Consider the following 18,764-nt stretch of genomic DNA (forward strand, 5'->3'; position numbering starts at 1 on the left):
TCTGGTCATCCCATTGCGGCCAGATCGTTAGCGGACAATGAACTCAGCGTGAAGCGCCCCGGCAGCCTTGATCGTTTTCAGAATGTCGATCATGTCGCGGGGCGAGACACCCAGCGCATTCAGACCGGCCACGACCTCGGACAGGGTGGTGGCCTCGGGGATTTCGGCCAGTCCGGTGCCTTCTTCTTCTTCGATCTCGGCGAATGTACGGGGGACAACAACCGTTTCGCCGCGCGCAAACGGGTTGGGCCGGACTGCGATCGGAGATTCCTCGACCGTCAGGGTCAGATTGCCTTGCGATACCGCCACGCGCGAGATGCGGACCTCTTGCCCCATGACGATGGTACCTGAACGCTGATCGACAACTACGCGGGCCTTGGTTTCCGGCTCGACCAGAATGTTTTCGATCCGGCCCAGTGCGTGCGCCGTAGATATCGCCTGCGTAGCCGCGATGTTCAGCTCGACCGTCCCGGAATCGCGCATGATCGCCACTGCCCGGTTGAACTCGGTGTTGATCGCAACTTCGATTCGGCTGGCGGTGGTGAAATCCGGCTCGCGCAGGGCCAGCCGCATTTGCGTCAGTGTCGAGAGGTCAAAGTCAATTTCGCGTTCTACGCGTGCACCGGATGGGATCACGCCAGAGGTCGGCACACCTTGCACGACCGAGGCAGCCTCGCCCTCGGCCACGGCACCGCCAGCCAGAACCGTGCCCTGCGCCACCGCATAGATCTTCCCGTCGGCGGCATTCAACGGTGTCATGATCAGGGTGCCGCCCAGCAGACTTTTGGAATCGCCAATAGCCGACACCGTCACATCAATCTGCCCGCCGACCCGCGCAAAAGGCGGCAGGCTGGCGGTGACCAATACGGCTGCGACGTTCTTGGGGCGAAAATCCTCTCCGTTCACGTTGACGCCCAGCCGTTCGAGGATGTTCGACATGATCTCTTCGGTGAAGGGCGAGTTTCGCAACCCGTCGCCGGTGCCGTTCAGCCCCACAACCAGACCATATCCCACCAGATCATTGCCCCGCACCCCGTCGAAATCCACAAGGTCTTTCAGGCGGATCGCACCAGCGCAGGCGATTCCAGGCAGCAGCATCAACAGGAAAACAAGGAGTTTCATCTCAGGAAGTTCACCAGCGACAGGTTCGCGTTGCGAACGGTGACGGAATAGAGGCTTTCCAACTGGAACTGCACGGTTTGCAGCTGCGCCGCAGTTTCATAGGGGTCCGCCGCGATCAGCTTGTTCCGGCTGTATTCCAGGCTGGTTTGCGCCGCACTGTTGCGCGTTGCGGCCTGTTCGATCCGCGCCTCGGCCGACCCCACCTGCGCGCGCAGGTTGACGATTTCGTTCTGGGTATTGGCTAGATCGACGCCCAATTGCGTGAACAACGCCGTTCGTTGATTGAGCGGAAGGTTCAGCGCGTCATCCGACACCAGCACCGCAACGGCAACGTCCCGCAACGCGTCCTTGATTGCAGGGTTCGTCGCAGTGATGGGGAGACGGACGCTTTCATTCTCTGAGATCTGCATTGCCGCCAAAGCGGTGTCCGACCCCTGATAGATCACCGCGTCAAACCCGGCCGGGTCGTTGAACCAATCCTCCGCTGCTTGCCGGATATCAGACGCAGTGGTGTGTCCGGTCAGTTCTACCTCTAATGCAGCCAGCAGCGTGTCGATTGAGGGCAGGGGGGAAACGTCGGTAGCCACTCCGGAAAACAGGCTGCGCCCGCCGGCTCGCGTGTTCAGCGCAGATATGATTGTGTCCAACTCGTTGCGCGCCTGCACGGACGCGTTTTCATGGCTGACCGCCTGGTTCGACGTACCAAAAGACAGCAGGGACGCGGTGAACTCGCTGACAGATCCGTCAATTGTCGTCAGGCTCAGCTGCATGGCGTCGGTGAATAGTCCGGCTTCGGCAGTCGAGACCCTATAGGCGTCCAGCCGCGACAGGCTGCGATCCAGATCCAGCAGATGTGAGTAATCTCCGTCGAGACGTCCGAACACGTCCTGAACCTTGCCGGTGGACATCTCATAGGACAGGGTTTCGATTTGGGTTTTCAGCTCGGCCGAGCGGGTCTTCAATGTCATGCCCCGCGCCAGATCACCGATAGACGTCAAATTCATCATCACAACCTCAACAGAGTGTTCATCAGTTCATCCACCACCGAGATGACACGGGCATTGGCGGCGTAGGCCTGCTCGATCTCCATCAGGCGCTGCAGTTCCTGGTCCGTATCGACGCCATCCTCGGCCTCAATCCGGGCCATTTCCAATTGGGCGCTGTTGGCGAAGGTCAGGCGCTGGCCGGCGGTGTGGGCGTTTGTCCCAGCTTTGGATGAAAGCGCCTCGGTCAGGTCAGAGGCGCGCATGGCACCGGGGCCGAAGGGCGATCCCGCAACTGGGCGCGCGTCGCTGAGAATGGCGCCAAAGGCCTGCAGCTGTGTAGCATCACCTGGATCGCCGGGGGCCACAGCACCCAGCCCGTCGCGCAGCCGCCAGCTGTCGCCGCCATTGTCCGGATCGACAATCGTGTTCAAGCTGATGCGTGAGGCCAGCCCTGCCAGGGCCGTCACATCGAACCGGTTACCTGCATCGGTGAACAGGCCCGCGTCGGTGGGCAGCGAGGTGGGGTCCAGACCGGGGGTTTCGAATCGTTCGATCAGATCCCGTGCGACGGAGTCCAAATTGGCCTGCGCTTCAACCGCCAACTCGTCGCGGATCTGGAACTGCGCCATCAGCGCGCCTCCACGTATTTGGGCAGTTTCGCCACTGGTGCGCACCGGGTTGCCGTTCATCTCCAACCCCGACAGCAGACCGTTGCCCACTGTCATATGGGGCTTAGTGTCGCTCGTGGTGGTAAAGGAAAACTGCGCCGCCGTGCCTTCCAGCAGGATCAGGCCGCCATCGGAATAAAGCGAGACCAGATCGTTCGCCCGTGGCACCGCGTTGACCGGCACCAATTCGTTGACCTGATCGATCAGCACCTGCCGTTGGTCCAGCAGGGCCCCGATGTCTCCGCCCGAATGTTTGACCGAGGGAATTCTGGCGTTGAGCTTCTCGATATCCTTGAGGGCCTGATTCAGGCTGTCCACCTGTTTGCCAATGGTGCGATCCGCGTCCGTGCGCAGTTGCCGCACGCCTTCGGAGGCGGATTTGATCCTGCTGGCCAGATCGCGACCGGTGCGGGCGACCTGATCCAACCGCTCGGACGAGTCGGGCAGGCTGGCCGCGGTGATCAGGCTGCCGTCGAAATCCGCCAGTTGGGCGGCAAGCGATGACAGATCGTCAGCTGTGCCGATAAAGCCTTCGACGCCAGCATGAAAGCTGGACACGGCGGTTTGGTAGGCAAGACTAGCGTCAGTGGCGCGGCGGTTGGCGGTCAGGACCGGATCCTGGTTGCGCAACACGCCAACCGTTCGCACCCCGTGACCCGAGATCGCATTTGTCGTCAGCTCCAGCGACCGGCGGGCAAAGCCGGGAGTCAGCGCGTTGGCGATATTGTCCGACACAACCGACGTGCCTCGGGCCGCAGCCGTCAGACCGCTTACTGCATTGTTGAATGCCGTCGTCATATTCATTAGACAGCCCCCCTTTCCGGGTCAAAACCCAAATCAGCGTTTGATGTTGGTGGTTTCCTGCAGCATCTCGTCGACCGTTTTGATCACCGTTGCGCTTGAGGAATAGGCGCGTTGGGTCTGAATCAATGAGGTCAGCTCGGTCGCGATGTCGGTGGTCGATTCCTCGCGTGCAAAGGACACCAGATCGCCGGTCGGCCCTTCGCCTGCGTTCCACAGGAAGAAGGTACCGCTTTCACGGGACGGCGCGTAGGTCTGGCTGTCCAGTGCGGTCAAACCGTTGGGGTTGGGTACATCCGCAAGCGGAATCTGGAACATGCGGCGGCTGACACCGGTGTCATAAAACGCGTAGACATAGCCATTCTCATCCACTTGAACGCTGGTCATCGTGCCTACGGCCGACCCATCTCGCGTGATCGAAACCGGAGCGAAAGTGTCGGACAGTTGCGTGATGCCATCGGCGTCGCCGATCTGGCCGATATTGACCTCCATCGGGCCACCGGCCACGTTCACCACAAGGCTGCCCGTGGTCGGATCATAAGCCCCACCAGATACGGTCGTCACACTTGCCAGCGTGCCGCCAGCGGTCCGGCTGTCCGTGAAGGTCAGGGTATATTCCCCGATCACCGCCCCACCCGACGCCGAATCGCGCAGGATCATGGTCCATTCATTGCTGCTTCCGGCTGCGGGAATGGTTGGCACAAGCTCGATATCGACGCTTTCGGACTTGCCCAGGTTGTCGAAATACTCAACCGACAGGGGCTGCGTATCACCCGGCGCGCCGGCATCGGTTGCCGTTGCCGGCAGGTTCATGCGCAGGTTCATTGCCGTGGTCGGAGAGCCGGACAGCTGATTGACGCTCAGCTGGATGGGTTCCAGTGCCGCCGGAGTGTCCCGTGGCACCGCCGGAATCGTTCCATCCGGATTGGTCCGCCAGCCCAGCAGGACAAGGCCGGATTCGGTAACCAGATACCCTTCTTCATTGGTGCGGAACGATCCGGTGGTGGTCAGCTGCATCTCATTCGATCCGCCTGCGATCTGCGAGCTTGGGCGCACCGGCAACATGCCCCGACCTCGCACGGCCAGATCGGTTGAGTTGTTGGTGGTCACCAGCGATCCGCGCTGGTCGATCAGCCGCTGGCTGGTGGTTCTGACCCCGCCCGCTGAATAGCTACCGCCCTGGCCCGACGTGACCATCGAATGAAAATCCGTCTCGACTCGCTTGTAGCCGAAGGTCGAAGAGTTCGCGATGTTGTCTGAGATGGTGGCCAGCCGGTTGGCGTTGGCCTTCAATGAGGCCACACCGGCATTCAGCGAGGAGGAAATCGTCATTAGCACGCCCTTCTGTTGCGTCAAACATTGATGCAACAGCTAACGTACTGCCCCTTAACAGCGCGCTAACAGGTAAAATGCCGTGTATCCTCTGGCCTTTAGGTCTCGCGCAGGAAGATGATCTCGATCCTGTTGTTGCGTACGGCCATCGGGTTTTCATTTGACAATTCCCGGTCAGCGTGTCCGGTGACGCGATCCAGCCGCGAAGTCTCAAACCCCTTATCTTCAAGCAATTGGCGCACCACCTGCGCGCGTGAGGTCGATATTTCCCAGGACGGATCGCGCGCCAAAACCACGGGCGAGGCGCTGACATGGCCTTCGACCGCCACGTCATTGGTCACCAGATCCGACGACCGCGCCACCAGCAGCGCCAGCGCTCGCATCATCGGTGTCGGTTCATCCGTACCCGATTCGAACAGCGGCTGATCCTCGGTGTCGAACAGCTCGACCACCAGACCTTCGTCGGTGACGCGCGTGACGATGTGTTTCAGAACCTTGTCCGAGACCATGCTTTCGCCGGTATGTCCCAGAAGCTGAGCCTCGAGCGTCGAGAAATCGTCGGACACTTCTTTGCCACCATCCGGATTAACCCCGATCGACCCGCGTGCCTGCCGGGCGACCGTGGGATGCCGTTTCGCCGCCCCCGAACCATCCATAACCATGGTCTTTTCGGAAAACATGTTGTTGCCACCAAAGGCGCCATCACCGCCACCTGAGACCGGATTCACCGGAATTGTCGGCGAGAAATAGTCCGCCAGCCCTTTGCGTTGTTTTTCTGTCGTTGCGTTCAGCAGCCACATCAACATGAAGAACGCCATCATGGCCGTGACAAAGTCGGCATATGCGACTTTCCACGCGCCACCGTGGTGACCATCGCCACCTGACACACGTTTCTTCTTGATGATGATTGGCGCCGCATTGGATTGCGCACCCATCTCCACCACCTTTTTTATCACCCGAGTACAGGTGTAGCCGGGCAGGTCTTAAGGTGGGCTTAACACTTAAAACTGTCCGGACTTCTCTCGCGCGGCAGGTTGGCGCTGGCCCGCCGCAGGATCAGTTGCAGGCGGTTGAAGCTGTTATTGATTCCATCGGTTTCAGGCTTGCCAAAGAAGGCATCCAGTTCCTCATGTACGCGAACGGCCTGATCCAGAAGCGGGTCTGCGCCCTCGGCATAAAGCCCGGCTTTTATCATCACTTCGGACTGCTCATAGCTTCCGACCAATTTGCGGGTTTCCGAGATCATTTGGTTTTCTTCGTCCGACGCCGCGTCGGGAAGGCTGCGCGAGACTGAGCGGCTGAGGTCGATGGCTGGAAACCTACCACGCTCGGCAATGTCACGGCTGAGCACTATATGGCCGTCCAACACGCCGCGCAGAATGTCGGCGACCGGTTCATCCATGTCCGACCCGGCGACTAGAACGCTGAACACGGCGGTAATGTCCCCCTGATCGGCAGTGCCGGGGCCAGCGCGTTCGCACAGCCCGGCAATCAGCGATGTGACCGACGGGGGAAAGCCGCGCAACGAGGGAGCTTCACCCATCGCGACGGCAATTTCCCGATGTGCCTCGGCAAAGCGGGTCACCGAGTCAGCCAGAAACAGCACGTTCCTCCCCAGATCACGCAGGTACTCGGCCACCGACATCGCCGACCAGGCGCAGCGCCGCCGCGCCAGCGCAGATTGATCCGATGTGGCCGCCACCACGACCGAACGTTTCATCCCTTCGGCCCCCAGCGCTTGCTCGACAAACTCGTTCACCTCGCGCCCGCGTTCGCCCACCAGTGCCACCACGACCGCATCCGCCTGCATCGATTTCGCCAGCGTTGCCAGCATCGTGGATTTGCCGACGCCCGAACCCGCGAACAGGCCAATCCGCTGCCCCTGCACTACGGGCAGCATGGTGTTGAGCATGGCCAGCCCGGTCTCCATCCGTGCACCAAGCGGTTTGCGTGCCACGGCCGGGGGCGGTGCGCGCATGATGTCCTGTTCCTGCGCACCCGACAGCAGGGGCTTACCGTCCAGCGGTTTGCCGAACGGATCGACCACGCGCCCCAGCCAATGCATGCCCGGCGCAAAAGCGGGTGTCTGGTCCAGAATCACCCGGTCGCCCAGACAGACCCCATCGGGGGCGGTAGTCGGCATCATGTGAATCACCTCAGCCTCAACATGCAGCACTTCGCCCGACAGATCTGGCCCGCTGCGCCGCCGCAGCGTCAGGTGGTCGCCGATCCGCGCCTGCCCCCCAAGCCTCTGTATTTCAATGACTCCCCGCGCCACGCCGGACACGCGGCCCATATGGCGCACGGCGGACAGACGGTCGAATTCGCATTTCAGAAGCATCGGGTCGAGATCGGACATCGTGGGTTCTCCAACGGGTTTCTGAAAACGCTTTCTAAAGGAATCGGGGTTAAGCCTTGATTGAAATTGATCGAGGGAGAAGCCCCGATGTTCTATGACCTGAACGTCTTTAAGACAGCGCACGCAATGGCAACTCATGCCGGGCAACGGCAGGCCGTCATCGCGCGCAATATGGCCAATGCGGATACGCCGGGCTACCAGCCGCGCGATATCGAGGCCTTTCAGAAAGCATTCGAAAATTCGGGCCGTGAAGTTGCCATGACAGCCACGCGGGCTGGTCACCTGAATGGTGCCTCGGGCCTTCAGTCCTGGGCCGAGTTTCAGACCGCGCCCTCGGGCGACCCCAACGGTAACGGCGTGTCCATTGAGGAAGAGATGTTCAAAGCGGTCGAGGTCAAGCGCCAGCATGACCGCGCGCTGACCATCTACAAATCCTCGATGAGCATTCTGCGCAGCAGTCTGGGCCGGTTATAAGGAGGCTGAAAGATGAGTGATTTTTCCCATTCCCTCGCCGCCTCGACCAGCGCCTTGCGCGCGCAATCTGCGCGGTTGCGGCATGTGTCCGAGAATATCTCGAACGCCGACACGCCGGGCTATCGCCGCAAAACCGTGCCGTTTGAAACGGTGCAAAAGAACGGGCGCGAAGTTGTGCAGACCGGGCGCGTCAAGCTGGACCACCGTGACGGGTCTCGGGTCTACGACCCCGGCCACCCGATGGCGGATGAAACCGGCCATTATCGCGGCTCGAATGTCGACCTGATGATCGAAATCGCCGACGCGCGCGAGGCACAGCGCAGCTACGAAGCCAATCTCAAGATGTTCGACCAGACACGTCAGATGTCGTCGAGCCTTATGGAACTCCTCAGAAAATAAAGGACACCAGAATGGATATCCGATCCCTGACCGCGGCTCAGAACTATGCCGTTGCGCGCCCGGCCACGCAGGCCGATCCCAACCACGCCGGACTGGCGCAGGGATTGCGCAACTCGTTTCAGGACTTTGCGGCAACGTTGAAACAAAGCGAGCAGGTGTCCCACGCAGCAATGACCGGGCAGGCCGACCCGCACGCGCTGGTTCAGGCGTTGGCGCAGACCGAGCTGGCCGTGGAAACGGCCGTGGTCGTGCGCAACAAGGTGGTCGAGGCCTATCAGGAAATCCTGCGGATGCCGGTCTGATGTCATGCTGAGCGAAGGTCTCTTCTATGACATCGTGCGTCAGGCGCTTTGGGTCGCGGTGATCACTTCGGTCCCGATCCTTGCAGTGGCGCTGGTGTCGGGCCTGATCGTCGGCCTGTTCCAGGCGCTGACCTCGGTACAGGAGATGACGCTGACCTTCGTGCCCAAGTTGATCGCCATTGTCATCGTGTTCTGGATTTCCATGGGCTTCATGACCCAGACACTTGTGACCTTCTTCACCACAACCCTCATCCCACTGATTGCAGGAGGCCGCTGATGGATACCGCCTATGTCACCCTGTCCCGCCAGTCCGGACTGATGAATGAAATGCGCCTAGTGGCGAACAACATCGCCAATGCCAGCACCACTGGGTACCGCGCGCAGGGTCTGGTGTTCTCCGAATTCGTCCGCGATCTGCCGGGCAACCCGTCCCTGTCGATGAGCCGGGCCGAGGCACGCAATACCTCGCTGCAGCAGGGCCTGTTGACCGAGACCGGAGGCCAGTTCGATTTCGCCATCGAAGGGGACGGATTTTTCATGGTCGAAACTGCGGCGGGCAACCGTCTGACGCGGGCGGGCGCCTTTTCCCCGAGCGCCGAGGGCGATCTGGTAACGATGGACGGCCACCGGGTGCTGGATGTGAACGGCGCGCCTGTTTTCATCCCTCCGGATGCTGCCTCAATTGATGTGGGCAGCGACGGCACGCTCAGTATCGAAGGGAAACTTCTGGGGCAGATCGGCGTCTACCGGGTGGCCGACCCCAGCACGCTGGTGCGCGAAGGCAGCACGCATTTCCGCGCCGAGGGTGAGATTGAGCCGGTGGAAAACCCGGTGGTTGTGCATCGTTTTCTCGAAGGGTCCAACGTCAACGCTGTTCATCAGGTGACCCGGCTAATCGAAATCCAGCGCGCCTATGAACTGGGGCAGAGCTTTCTGGAAACCGAAGACGAACGTCTGCGCGGCGCGCTCAAGGCGCTGATGCGCTGATTTGTGAAAAGGAGATTTGAACATGCGGGCTTTGAAAATCGCAGCAACGGGCATGACTGCGCAGCAGATGCGGGTCGAGACGATCTCGAACAATCTGGCGAACACGAACACCACCGGCTACAACGCGCGTCGGGCCGAGTTCGCAGATTTGCATTATCAGCAGATGGCGCGGGCGGGGACGGTGAATGCCAATGACGGCACGGTTCTGCCCACCGGGATTCAGTTGGGTCTGGGCGTGCGTCCGTCGGCCGTCACGGTGCAGCTGGCGCAAGGCGGGTTGTCGGCGACTGGCAATGATCTGGATGTCGCTATCGAAGGGCGCGGCTATCTTGAGGTGACGTTGACCAACGGTCAGTCCGGCTTTACCCGCGATGGTAGTCTGAAGCGCTCGGCCGAGGGGCTGATCGTGACGTCGGACGGATACGCAGTAGCGCCCGAGATCACCATTCCCGACGACGCGCACTCGATTTCCATCAACGCCTCGGGCGAGGTCTATGCCTATTTCGACGACGCGCCCGAGGGGCAGCTGTTAGGGGAAATCACGCTGGCCAGTTTTTCGAACGCCAAAGGGCTTGAGGCGATCGGCAGCAACCTGTTCAAGGAAACCGAAGCGTCCGGAGCGCCAGTGGTTGGTACTCCGGGTGAGGACGGGCTTGGCACCTTGCGGCAGGGTTATCTTGAGGACAGCTCGGTCGATGCGATCCGCGAGGTGACCGAACTGATCGAGGCACAGCGCGGATATGAGATGAACGCCCGGGTCATTTCCGCCGTCGATCAGATGATGGGCGCAACGACACAGGTGCGGTGATGCGGTTTCTGATCCTGGTACTGGGGTTGCTGATGCCGGTGTTCGCACTGGCCGATATTGTCGTGCCAACCCGCACCATCCGCGCCAAGGAAATCATCTCGGCCACCGATCTTGAGATCAAGGCACAAAATGTGCCCGGAGCGGTGGCCGACCCCGAATTACTGATCGGGCATGAGGCCCGTGTCGCGCTTTATCCCGGGCGTCCGATCCGCGATGGGGATGTCGGCGCGCCGGCATTGGTGGATCGTAACGATCTGGTCGTCCTGATCTTCGACCGCAATCCGCTGTCGATCACAACAGAAGGTCGCGCGCTGGGGCGCGGGGCCGCCGGGGAGCGCATCCGGGTCATGAACCTGTCCTCCCGTACAACCGTGACTGGTCTTATCCGGCCCGACGGCCAAATCGAGGTGAAATGATGTCAGCTCTTTCGAAATCTCTTTTGCTTACGGTTCTTGCCGTGTCGGCCTGCGGTCGGGTGGATCATCTGGGTAAGCCGCCCAGTTTCACCCCGAATGAGGACTCGCCCGAACATGTCGCCATGTTGTGGCCGGGCCTGCCGTTGCACACGCAACCGCAGCGCAACGTCGACCGGTCCTCGTTGTGGAGTGGTGGCCAGCAATCGCTGCTGGGGGATCAGCGGGCGATCAAGAAGGGTGACATCCTGACGGTTGTGATCGAACTGGACGAAAAGGCCGAGTTCTCGAATGATACGGAACGCTCGCGCTCGGCCTCGGAAAGCCTGGGGATCGTCGGCCTGTTCGGCCTGCCGCAACGTGCGGACAAACACCTGCCGGAAGGCGCATCGCTTGCGGATGCGGTCGAGATCGACTCGTCTTCGGAAAGCACGGGCGAAGGATCGGTGAAACGTAAGGAGAAGCTGACCCTGCGGGTGGCCGCCACCGTGGTCGACGTGTTGCCGAACGGAGTGCTGTCGATCTCGGGCTCGCAGGAACTGCGCGTGAATTTCGAACTACGCGAGCTTCTGGTCGCAGGTTATGTGCGGCCGCAGGACATCTCTCGCCAGAATGAGATCACCTATGACAAGATCGCCTCGGCCCGCGTGTCTTATGGTGGGCGAGGACAGATTACCGACGTGCAGCAACCGAGATACGGCCAGCAGATTTTGGATGCCGTGTTGCCGTATTAAGGAGCAATGTGATGAAGAAATTGTTGCCCGCCGTTTTTCTGCTGCTCGGTCTTGGAGCCGGTATCGGTGCTGGCGTCATGTTGTCACCTTCGGAAACGAAAGAGATCGCAACGCAGGAAAAGGCGGAAAAACCCAAGGAGAAATCCCCCGAAGCCAAGGATAAAAAGGCGGAAAAAACCGACGAACCGAGCGACTATGAGTACCTCAAGCTGACCAAGCAGTTTGTAGTTCCGGTTGTTGACTCCGAGCGTATCGAGGCGCTGGTCACCATGTCGCTGAGCCTCGAGATCACCCCCGGCATGACCGAGGCTTTCTACGCGGTCGAGCCAAAGCTGCGCGACGGGTTTCTGCAGGTCATGTTCGACCACGCAAACATGGGCGGTTTCGACGGCGCTTTCACAGAATCCGATAACCTGAAAGTGCTGCGCAAAGCACTGCTTGAGACGGCGCGCCGGGATCTGGGGGATGACGTCTCTCAGGTTCTGATCATGAGTGTCAGTCGTCAGGACGTCTGATCCGGACAGCCCCGTGCCCGGAGACCACTAGACCGACGGTTTCTTGTTCCGCGCGCATTTGCGAGCTTCTTTCCGGGCCGCTGAAAGGTTCGCCACAGCCTGCTGGCGGCCAAATGCCGTGCGCAACGCTGCCATCGCCGCCAGTTTTTGTGCCCGCAGCCGGGCGAGATCCATGTTCAGCTGGCGGCGTGTGGCCGATTCCCATCCATTCCACAGAACGTCCGTGCCGGTGACGCGGTATCCTTTGGCCAAGGCGCTGACCTCGCGGGATTGCTGCACCTGATCATCCAGCCGCGCCAGTTGCTGTTGCACCCTTGCCTCGGCTTCGATCAGCGGGCGCAGGGCGTTGTACTCCTTCTGGAACGCAACGTCGGTGGCTTTTTCAAGGTCTGAAAACTCGTCCTGTCTCATCTGATCTGTCCCTTTGCCCGTTTGCGCATCGCCTCGGCAAACCGGATTGCGGCGGCCACGGGGCGATAGTGTTCTTCGGCGATTTCCTGTCCGATCTCGACGGCTGCATGAAGCGCGCGCGCAGTGGGCGGATCGGAGTGAAGGGGAACTCCGGACTCGGCGGCCCGTGTACGGATCGCGGCGGCCACTTCGTCTACGCCCTTGGCAACGCAGACCGGCGCCGAGTCCGCCGTTCGAGCCCATTTCAACGCCACCGCAAAATGAGTCGGGTTGACGATCACCACATCCGCCGATGGCACATCCGACATCATCTGGTTCGTCGCGATATCCTGCGCCCGCTGACGGCGTTGCTGTTTCATATGCGGGTCGCCTTCGGCATCTTTGGTTTCGTCCTGAATCTCTTTGCGCGACATCCGGTTTTTGCGCATGTGTTCGGCGTATTGCCACAGGTAGTCCACCACCCCGATCGCCAGAGCCACGGTGATGACAATGAACAAAAAGCGAAACAGCAGGTTCATCATCAGCATCACCGAGGATCGTGCGGGGGCCGCGCTGGCCAACAGGATCTCGCTCAGATTCGCGCGCAGGAATAGAGCTAGGCAGGTGCCGTAGATCGCCAGTTTCACAAAGCTTTTGGCAAATTCGAACAGGCCCCCGCGTCCGAACTTGTTTTTAGCGTTCGACAGGATCGAGATGCGGGACAGCTTCGGTTTCAGCTTGCTGGGTGCAAAGATCAGCGCGCGCTGGGCGATCAGGCTGAGCAATACGGCACTGGCGGGCAGGGCGAACAAGACCGAGACCGACAGCAAGGCGGTTTTCAGCATTCCGCCAACCGGGCTGGCGGCCGGGCCGTCGGTCACCAACGGGGCAAATGTATCGGCCTGGTCGATCATCACGAAAAACAGGGTGCCCAAGTGCTGGACGCTAAACTGGCCAGCCGCGAACAATGCAATGAGAAATCCGGTATAGGCGGCCACAACGGACAGGTCGTTGGATTTGGCAACTTCACCCTTTTCCCGCGCTTTCTGAAGCTTCTGCGGTGTCGGGTCATAGGATTTGTCACTGTCGTCATCTGATCCGCTCATCGTGTGCCCTCAAGCGGGTTCACCATGTAGGTGAACAGGGCGTCGGACCACACAGACAGGATCAGAGGGGTGCCCGCGAATAGCAGGAACAGCCCCGCAAAGGTGATGGCGGGGGCACCGACAAAGGACACCATCAGCTGCGGCATCGCTCGGTTGATGACGCCCAGCGCCAGGTTGTAGATCAATGAGGCCATGACAAACGGCATGGCCAGCTCAAAGGCCATGCCGAAACTGCGCGCGATCTGCTGCACGCCCCATTGCGACAGGTCAGGCGCCATCGGGGCCATACCCGTCGGAAATAGGGTGTAGCTGTGGATCAGAAACTCAGCGACGCGAATGTGCAGGCCCAAAAGCATCGCAAGGGTCAAGCCCGACAAGGTCAGCAGGTATCCCATCGCAGGGACCGGGTCGGCTGCGGCTCCGCCCAGAATTTGAGACAGCGAAGTCGCCTGCGCCGCGATCGACCCGGCCGATTGCAGGGCCAGTACGAACATGCGCAGGCCCAGGCCCAATACCACGCCGATCAGCGCCTCAACCATAATCATCCGCGCCATTGGAAACAGGTCGGTCGCAGTGCCCGCTACCTGCACTGCAGGCGCCACGATCAGCGTAAACGCCACTGCGATCCCAAGTTTGACGCGGGTCGGGATGCTGCGCTCTCCGAAAGCCGGCAGCAATGAGACCATGGCGGAGACGCGCAGGAAAATGGCAAACAGGTGCCACAGACCCTCGCCCAACTGGGGCAGAAGCTCTGGCGGCAGCGCGATCACGCGGGCACCGTTCCGACCAGCGCAGGGCGTGCCTCGAGCCCGATTTCCTCGAAGGACAGGACCGGGTTGGCGATCCCGCGCGCGTGCATGATGGTGCGCAGCAGCCTGCGCCGCCGGGTCGAGGTAACGACGGCCGGAAACACCCCGTGATCGGCAGACTGCGCGACACTGTTGACCACGCCATCGGCCAGCTTGTTAAACAGGTTCGGCGGCAATGCGACGTCCAGACCGGCATTCGGCGCGTCGATCTGATAGGTGGCGAAGGTGTCTTCCCATTCCGGCGCCAGCTGGATCAGGGGGATTGAGCCATCTTCGCGTTTCATCTCGGCCACCAACTGGAACCCCAGCCGTTGCCTGACCAACTCGCAGATACCTTGGGGCTGGGTTGTGGTCAGGCGCGCCTCGGCCACGCTTTCCAGGATCAGGGCCATATTGCGGATTGAAACGCGCTCGTCCAGCAACAGCCGCAGAACTGCGTGCAAAGTGTCGATCGGTACCTTGTCGGGGATCAGCTCGTCCAGCAATTTGCGGTTGGCCTCGGCGCGAACCGTATCGCTGAGCCGCGTCATCTCGGACAACAGGCGGCGCAGGGATTTCAAGGTCAGCAGGCGCGAGAAGTTCTGTTTGATGATCTCCAGCAGGTGGGTCGCCAGAATCTCGGGCGGAGAGACAATAGTTGCCCCGCTCATCGCTGCAGCCTCCTGATCCTTGGGTAGGATCCAGCGGGCCGGGGCACCATATACCGGCTCGGTCACGTCATTGCCTTCGGGCAGCATATCGCGATCTTCCTGCACAAGTGCCAGCACCAGATCAGGGTTCAACACGCCACGCGCCTGCTCGACCCCCTGCACCTTGACCACATAGGTGCCCATAGGCAGATCCGCGCGGTCGGTCAGGCGGATATCGGGCAGGATCAGGCCAAAGCTTGAGGCGACATAAGTCCGCATATTGGCGATCCGCGCGTCCAGCCCGGTGCCGGGGTTCAGGACCATGCCGACCAGATCAGGGGCAAACTCCAGATGCACGTCGTCCAGATCCAGAATGTCGCCGATGGCCTGCGAGACCGGCGTTTCATCCCGCGGCGCGGGGTCCATCGCAGCCTCTTCCCCGGCCTTTTGTTTGCGGTGCACGTTGAAGGCGGCGTAGCCCAGCACGCCCGCGCCCAGAATGAACGGCAGAAAGGGCAGGCCGGGCACCAGAGCAAACAGCACCATCAGGATCGCAACCGTTCCCAGCGCCGCCGGGTGTTTTCCCAACTGCGAGAAAATCGCGTTGTCGGTAGCCCCTTGGGTGCCGCCGCGCGCCAGCAGCAGGGCGGAAGCGATGGAAATGATCACTGCCGGGATTTGCGACACCAGCCCATCGCCAACGGTCAGGATGGCATAGGTCTCGAATGCCGAAGAGATCGGCATCCCGTGCACGATCACGCCCATGATCAGACCCATGACAAGGTTCAGCAGGGTGATTAGAAGCCCGGCCACCGCATCGCCCTTGACGAATTTCGATGCGCCATCGAGCGAACCGAAAAAGGTCGTCTCCTGCTGTTCGCGCTCGCGCCGTTCCTTGGCTTGCTGGTGGTCGATGGCGCCTGCCGACATGTCGCTGTCGATGGCCAGCTGTTTGCCGGGCATACCGTCCAAGGCGAACCGCGCGCCAACCTCGGCCATGCGGGCGGCCCCTTTGGTGATGACCATGAAGTTCACGATCAGCAGCACGCCGAACACCACGAGCCCCAGAAAGATACTGCCGCTCATGACGAAATCGGCAAACCCTTCAATCACGTCCCCGGCAGCGTTGGGTCCGGTGTGACCCTGACCGATGATTAGTTTGGTCGAGGATACGTTCAGCGACAGCCGCAGCATCAGCGAGGCCAGCAGGATCGTCGGGAAAGACGAAAAATCCAGCGGCCGTTCGATGAATAGCGTCAGGGTAAAAATCAGGATCGCCAGCGCGAAGGACGCCGCCAGCCCCACATCCAGCACCCAGGCGGGCATTGGCAGGATCATCATCACGATGACCGTCATCAGCGCCAGCGCGAGCAGAACGGTAGGGGAGAACAGGGAACGGGCGTCGATCTTTGGCACGCGGGTCTCCTAGTTGAACGAAATAAATGCGGTAGCGGTGCCGGAGGGTGGGACCAGCGACCCCAAAACGCTGCCGGATTGCGGCAGGTTGACCGGGAACAGTGGGGTCGCGTCGGTGGTGAACGAGTCACGTGCCACCCTTTCCGGGGTGACGGGCAGGGTCTGGTCCAGTTGCGCCAGAACGGTCAGGTAACGATCGGAATAGGCGTTGGCCAGCGACGGTGTGCGCGAATGATAGGCTCCGACAGCGGCGGGCCATGAGCCCAGTTCGGCATAAAGGTCTTTCAGGAATCGGGCTGCGTAGGTGGCGTTTACATCCGGGTCGAACATGGCGTCGATCGACCGGAACTCTTTGCCATGCCAGCGGTAATTAATCTGAAAGCAGCCGATGTCAAAGCTGCGCTTGCCTGCTTTGAAGATGCTGAAAACGTAGGACTTGGCCTCAAATTCTGAGGTGAACCAATACCCCTGCCCTTCGACATTGATGGTCCAGGGCCAGGGTTCCAGACGCTCGTCCCGCAGGCGCCCGGTTTCCACCCGTGCAATTGCGCGCAGAACGTTCAGCGGAACGCCTTCAGACTGCGCGGCCCGTCGCGCGGCTGAGTCGCAAACCCCAGCCACGCGGGCATCGGGCATGGCAAAACCCTGTTGCGTCACGCAGAGCGCAAGAAAACTCAGGCCAAAGATCAAACGATGGGGCATTCTGCCGGTCCGGGATTCTGATCAGTCCCGGCCAAGCTAGCCCCGCTTCTGTTTACAGAGAGTTATCAGCCACCTATTTTCGGTCGATCCGGCGACCGAAGACAACGCTGGTATTGGTACGCAGAACGCCGGGTATCTTGGCCAGGTCATCGACCAGGATGTCCAGATCCTCGATCCTTGGGGCCTCGGCCGATAGCAGGAGGTCGAACTCGCCATTGATCGACAGGCAAAGCTTGACCTCGGGATAGGCCTCGAGCCTTTTGATGATGCGCGTTGTCTCCTTTTGCTGCACTTCCAGCAGCACGACAACCTGAACGCGGGGGGCATCCTCGGAGCTGTTCAGGATCACCGAGTATCCGGCAATCACACCGCTTTCTTCCATCCGGCGAATACGCTCATGCACGGTGGTCCGGGCCACGCCCAGTTTCGCGGCGACTTTCGAGGTCGTTTCGCGGGCGTTGTGTTGCAATGCGGCGATGATGCGGCGGTCTAGCTGATCCATGATCCCCAAGGTGTAATGCACAGGAGCCGGGAGGCTCAAGGCGTGTCAGCGCGTTCTTTTGACATAGCTTTCCGGCCAGGGCGCGGCCAGATCAGGGTAACAGCCACAAGTCCCGGCGATGCGATCAGAGCCACGCAGACAAGTGTGATAGCGGCACTGAATGTCGTCATCATCCAGCCCGCGAACGGATACAGCACCAACCAACAGGCGTGGGACAGCGTGAACTGGGCGGCGAACACTGCCGGTCTGTCCTCGGAGCTGGCGGAGCGGGTCAGAAGACGGCCCGAAGGGGTCAGCGTTGCGGAATAACCGAAACCGACGCAGGCCCAAAGCACCGTCAGTACGGACAGCGAGACCTCGGTGAAAGCAAAAAAAACCGCAGCTATTCCCATGGCGAAGGTCCCGAATGTGGCTCCGGTCAGCATGATGCTGCGGTCTTCGTAGGTGTTCAGCGCCTTGGGCAGGACGAACGCGGCCAGCATCGAGCCGCCGCCAAACCCGGCCAGCGCAATGGCCACCGCGCTTTCGGACAAGCCCAAATCGGCGCGGACGAGTACCACGGTGTTGACGATGATCATCGCGCTGAGCGCTGCCGCTGTCCATGTCAGGGCCAGCAACCCGCGCAGACGCGGCGTGTTCAGATAAAGGCGTATGCCATGTGTTGTGCGGTCATAGATGCCCCGGCGTTGCGTTGGTTTGGGGGAAGGCAGGGCGACCGACACCACAAGAAGGGCCGAGGCGATGAATCCCATACCGGTTCCCCAGAACAGGCTGTCAAAGCTGACGACCAGCAGCAGCGCGGCGGCCAGCGCCGGGCTCAGAAGGCTTTCCAGATCATAGGCAAGCCGCGACAGGGACAAGGCCTTGGTATAATCCTGTTCATCGGTCAGTACGTCCGGAATGGTGGCCTGAAAGGCAGGGGTGAATCCGGCCGATGCTGATTGCAGAAGGAAGATCAGCACATAGACCTGCCAGATCTCGGTCACAAAGGGCAAACAGACCGCAACCAGCGCGCGTATCAGATCCAGCGCCACCAGCAACCGGCGGCGATCCAGCCGTTCGGCAAAGGCTGCCGCGATGGGGGCGATGGTCACATAGGCGACCATCTTGATCGTCAATGCCGTGCCCAGAACCATACCCGCCGCGTCTCCGGCCAGATCATAAGCCAGCAGGCCCAGCGCCACCGTCGCCAGTCCGGTGCCGGTGAGAGCAACCAGTTGGGCCGCCAGCAGGTGACGATACGTTTGATTTCGCAGAACACTCAGCATTAGCCGGTTGGACCTTTTGATAGTTTGAGCCCGCCCCGGAGC

At 60.8% G+C, this 18,764-nt stretch carries 22 protein-coding genes; 9 read left to right on the plus strand and 13 right to left on the minus strand.

Annotated features, from left to right (window positions below; translation table 11 throughout):
* Positions 1-27 precede the first annotated feature (27 nt).
* The 6 genes from ACR1XY_RS14970 to ACR1XY_RS14995 all read right to left on the minus strand — a co-directional run bounded on the left by ACR1XY_RS14970 (position 28) and on the right by ACR1XY_RS14995 (position 7,268).
* A complete protein-coding gene (locus ACR1XY_RS14970; protein WP_480594418.1) occupies positions 28-1,122 on the minus strand; it encodes a flagellar basal body P-ring protein FlgI in 1,095 nt (364 codons plus the stop codon).
* On the minus strand, positions 1,119-2,129 hold the full coding sequence (locus ACR1XY_RS14975) for a flagellin (RefSeq protein ID WP_480594419.1): 1,011 nt from the start codon (positions 2,127-2,129) through the stop codon (positions 1,119-1,121). Before ACR1XY_RS14975 ends, ACR1XY_RS14970 begins: the two co-directional genes overlap by 4 nt.
* Complete coding sequence (gene flgK, locus ACR1XY_RS14980; protein ID WP_480594420.1) at positions 2,129-3,580, minus strand: flagellar hook-associated protein FlgK; 1,452 nt, start codon at positions 3,578-3,580, stop codon at positions 2,129-2,131. The genes ACR1XY_RS14975 and flgK overlap by 1 nt, the downstream gene beginning before the upstream one ends.
* Before the next feature lie 33 nt (positions 3,581-3,613).
* Positions 3,614-4,909, minus strand: a complete 1,296-nt coding sequence (locus ACR1XY_RS14985; RefSeq protein WP_480594421.1) for a flagellar hook protein FlgE — start codon at positions 4,907-4,909, stop codon at positions 3,614-3,616.
* A 98-nt stretch (positions 4,910-5,007) separates the two neighbouring features.
* Positions 5,008-5,844, minus strand: coding sequence for a flagellar motor protein MotB (locus ACR1XY_RS14990; protein ID WP_480594422.1), 837 nt, complete (start codon positions 5,842-5,844; stop codon positions 5,008-5,010).
* A gap of 59 nt (positions 5,845-5,903) precedes the next feature.
* Positions 5,904-7,268, minus strand: coding sequence for a FliI/YscN family ATPase (locus ACR1XY_RS14995; protein WP_480594423.1), 1,365 nt, complete (start codon positions 7,266-7,268; stop codon positions 5,904-5,906).
* 87 nt (positions 7,269-7,355) lie between these two features.
* Here ACR1XY_RS14995 and ACR1XY_RS15000 point away from each other — a divergent pair, with 87 nt between their 5' ends.
* The 9 genes from ACR1XY_RS15000 to ACR1XY_RS15040 are packed head-to-tail and all read left to right on the plus strand — an operon-like array spanning position 7,356 to position 11,900.
* The gene (locus ACR1XY_RS15000) at positions 7,356-7,742 is read left to right on the plus strand and encodes a FlgB family protein (RefSeq protein ID WP_480594424.1); all 387 of its coding nucleotides are present in this window, start codon (positions 7,356-7,358) and stop codon (positions 7,740-7,742) included.
* A 12-nt stretch (positions 7,743-7,754) separates the two neighbouring features.
* Entirely contained in the window at positions 7,755-8,141 is a 387-nt protein-coding gene (flgC, locus tag ACR1XY_RS15005) for a flagellar basal body rod protein FlgC (protein WP_480594425.1), read from the plus strand.
* Between the two features lie 11 nt (positions 8,142-8,152).
* Positions 8,153-8,443 (plus strand): flagellar hook-basal body complex protein FliE, encoded by a 291-nt coding sequence (gene fliE / locus ACR1XY_RS15010; protein ID WP_480594426.1) that lies wholly within the window; start codon positions 8,153-8,155, stop codon positions 8,441-8,443.
* Positions 8,444-8,447: 4 nt separating this feature from the next.
* Entirely contained in the window at positions 8,448-8,720 is a 273-nt protein-coding gene (locus ACR1XY_RS15015) for a flagellar biosynthetic protein FliQ (RefSeq protein WP_058282142.1), read from the plus strand.
* Complete coding sequence (locus tag ACR1XY_RS15020; protein WP_480594427.1) at positions 8,720-9,430, plus strand: flagellar hook-basal body complex protein; 711 nt, start codon at positions 8,720-8,722, stop codon at positions 9,428-9,430. Before ACR1XY_RS15015 ends, ACR1XY_RS15020 begins: the two co-directional genes overlap by 1 nt.
* Before the next feature lie 22 nt (positions 9,431-9,452).
* The gene (gene flgG, locus ACR1XY_RS15025; protein ID WP_480594428.1) at positions 9,453-10,238 is read left to right on the plus strand and encodes a flagellar basal-body rod protein FlgG; all 786 of its coding nucleotides are present in this window, start codon (positions 9,453-9,455) and stop codon (positions 10,236-10,238) included.
* Complete coding sequence (gene flgA, locus ACR1XY_RS15030; RefSeq protein ID WP_480594429.1) at positions 10,238-10,654, plus strand: flagellar basal body P-ring formation chaperone FlgA; 417 nt, start codon at positions 10,238-10,240, stop codon at positions 10,652-10,654. The genes flgG and flgA overlap by 1 nt, the downstream gene beginning before the upstream one ends.
* Positions 10,654-11,385, plus strand: coding sequence for a flagellar basal body L-ring protein FlgH (gene flgH / locus ACR1XY_RS15035; protein WP_480594430.1), 732 nt, complete (start codon positions 10,654-10,656; stop codon positions 11,383-11,385). The genes flgA and flgH overlap by 1 nt, the downstream gene beginning before the upstream one ends.
* An 8-nt stretch (positions 11,386-11,393) precedes the next feature.
* Positions 11,394-11,900, plus strand: coding sequence for a flagellar basal body-associated protein FliL (locus ACR1XY_RS15040; protein ID WP_480594431.1), 507 nt, complete (start codon positions 11,394-11,396; stop codon positions 11,898-11,900).
* A 27-nt stretch (positions 11,901-11,927) separates the two neighbouring features.
* On the opposite strand, the gene ACR1XY_RS15045 is transcribed toward ACR1XY_RS15040, so the two are convergent.
* From ACR1XY_RS15045 to ACR1XY_RS15075, 7 genes are all read right to left on the minus strand, one after another.
* Positions 11,928-12,311 carry a hypothetical protein gene (locus ACR1XY_RS15045; protein ID WP_480594432.1) on the minus strand — a complete coding sequence of 128 codons (384 nt, stop codon included), beginning with the start codon at positions 12,309-12,311 and terminating at the stop codon, positions 11,928-11,930.
* Positions 12,308-13,396, minus strand: a complete 1,089-nt coding sequence (gene flhB, locus ACR1XY_RS15050) for a flagellar type III secretion system protein FlhB (protein ID WP_480594433.1) — start codon at positions 13,394-13,396, stop codon at positions 12,308-12,310. The genes ACR1XY_RS15045 and flhB overlap by 4 nt, the downstream gene beginning before the upstream one ends.
* Positions 13,393-14,166 (minus strand): flagellar biosynthetic protein FliR, encoded by a 774-nt coding sequence (locus ACR1XY_RS15055; RefSeq protein WP_480594434.1) that lies wholly within the window; start codon positions 14,164-14,166, stop codon positions 13,393-13,395. Before ACR1XY_RS15055 ends, flhB begins: the two co-directional genes overlap by 4 nt.
* On the minus strand, positions 14,163-16,190 hold the full coding sequence (flhA, locus tag ACR1XY_RS15060) for a flagellar biosynthesis protein FlhA (RefSeq protein ID WP_480594480.1): 2,028 nt from the start codon (positions 16,188-16,190) through the stop codon (positions 14,163-14,165). Before flhA ends, ACR1XY_RS15055 begins: the two co-directional genes overlap by 4 nt.
* A gap of 69 nt (positions 16,191-16,259) precedes the next feature.
* Positions 16,260-16,952, minus strand: coding sequence for a lytic transglycosylase domain-containing protein (locus tag ACR1XY_RS15065; RefSeq protein ID WP_480594435.1), 693 nt, complete (start codon positions 16,950-16,952; stop codon positions 16,260-16,262).
* 73 nt (positions 16,953-17,025) lie between these two features.
* On the minus strand, positions 17,026-17,454 hold the full coding sequence (locus tag ACR1XY_RS15070; protein WP_480594436.1) for an Lrp/AsnC family transcriptional regulator: 429 nt from the start codon (positions 17,452-17,454) through the stop codon (positions 17,026-17,028).
* 35 nt (positions 17,455-17,489) lie between these two features.
* The gene (locus tag ACR1XY_RS15075) at positions 17,490-18,722 is read right to left on the minus strand and encodes an MFS transporter (RefSeq protein ID WP_480594437.1); all 1,233 of its coding nucleotides are present in this window, start codon (positions 18,720-18,722) and stop codon (positions 17,490-17,492) included.
* Positions 18,723-18,764 lie beyond the last annotated feature (42 nt).

This window comes from Ruegeria sp. AD11(2025), from assembly GCF_056542405.1.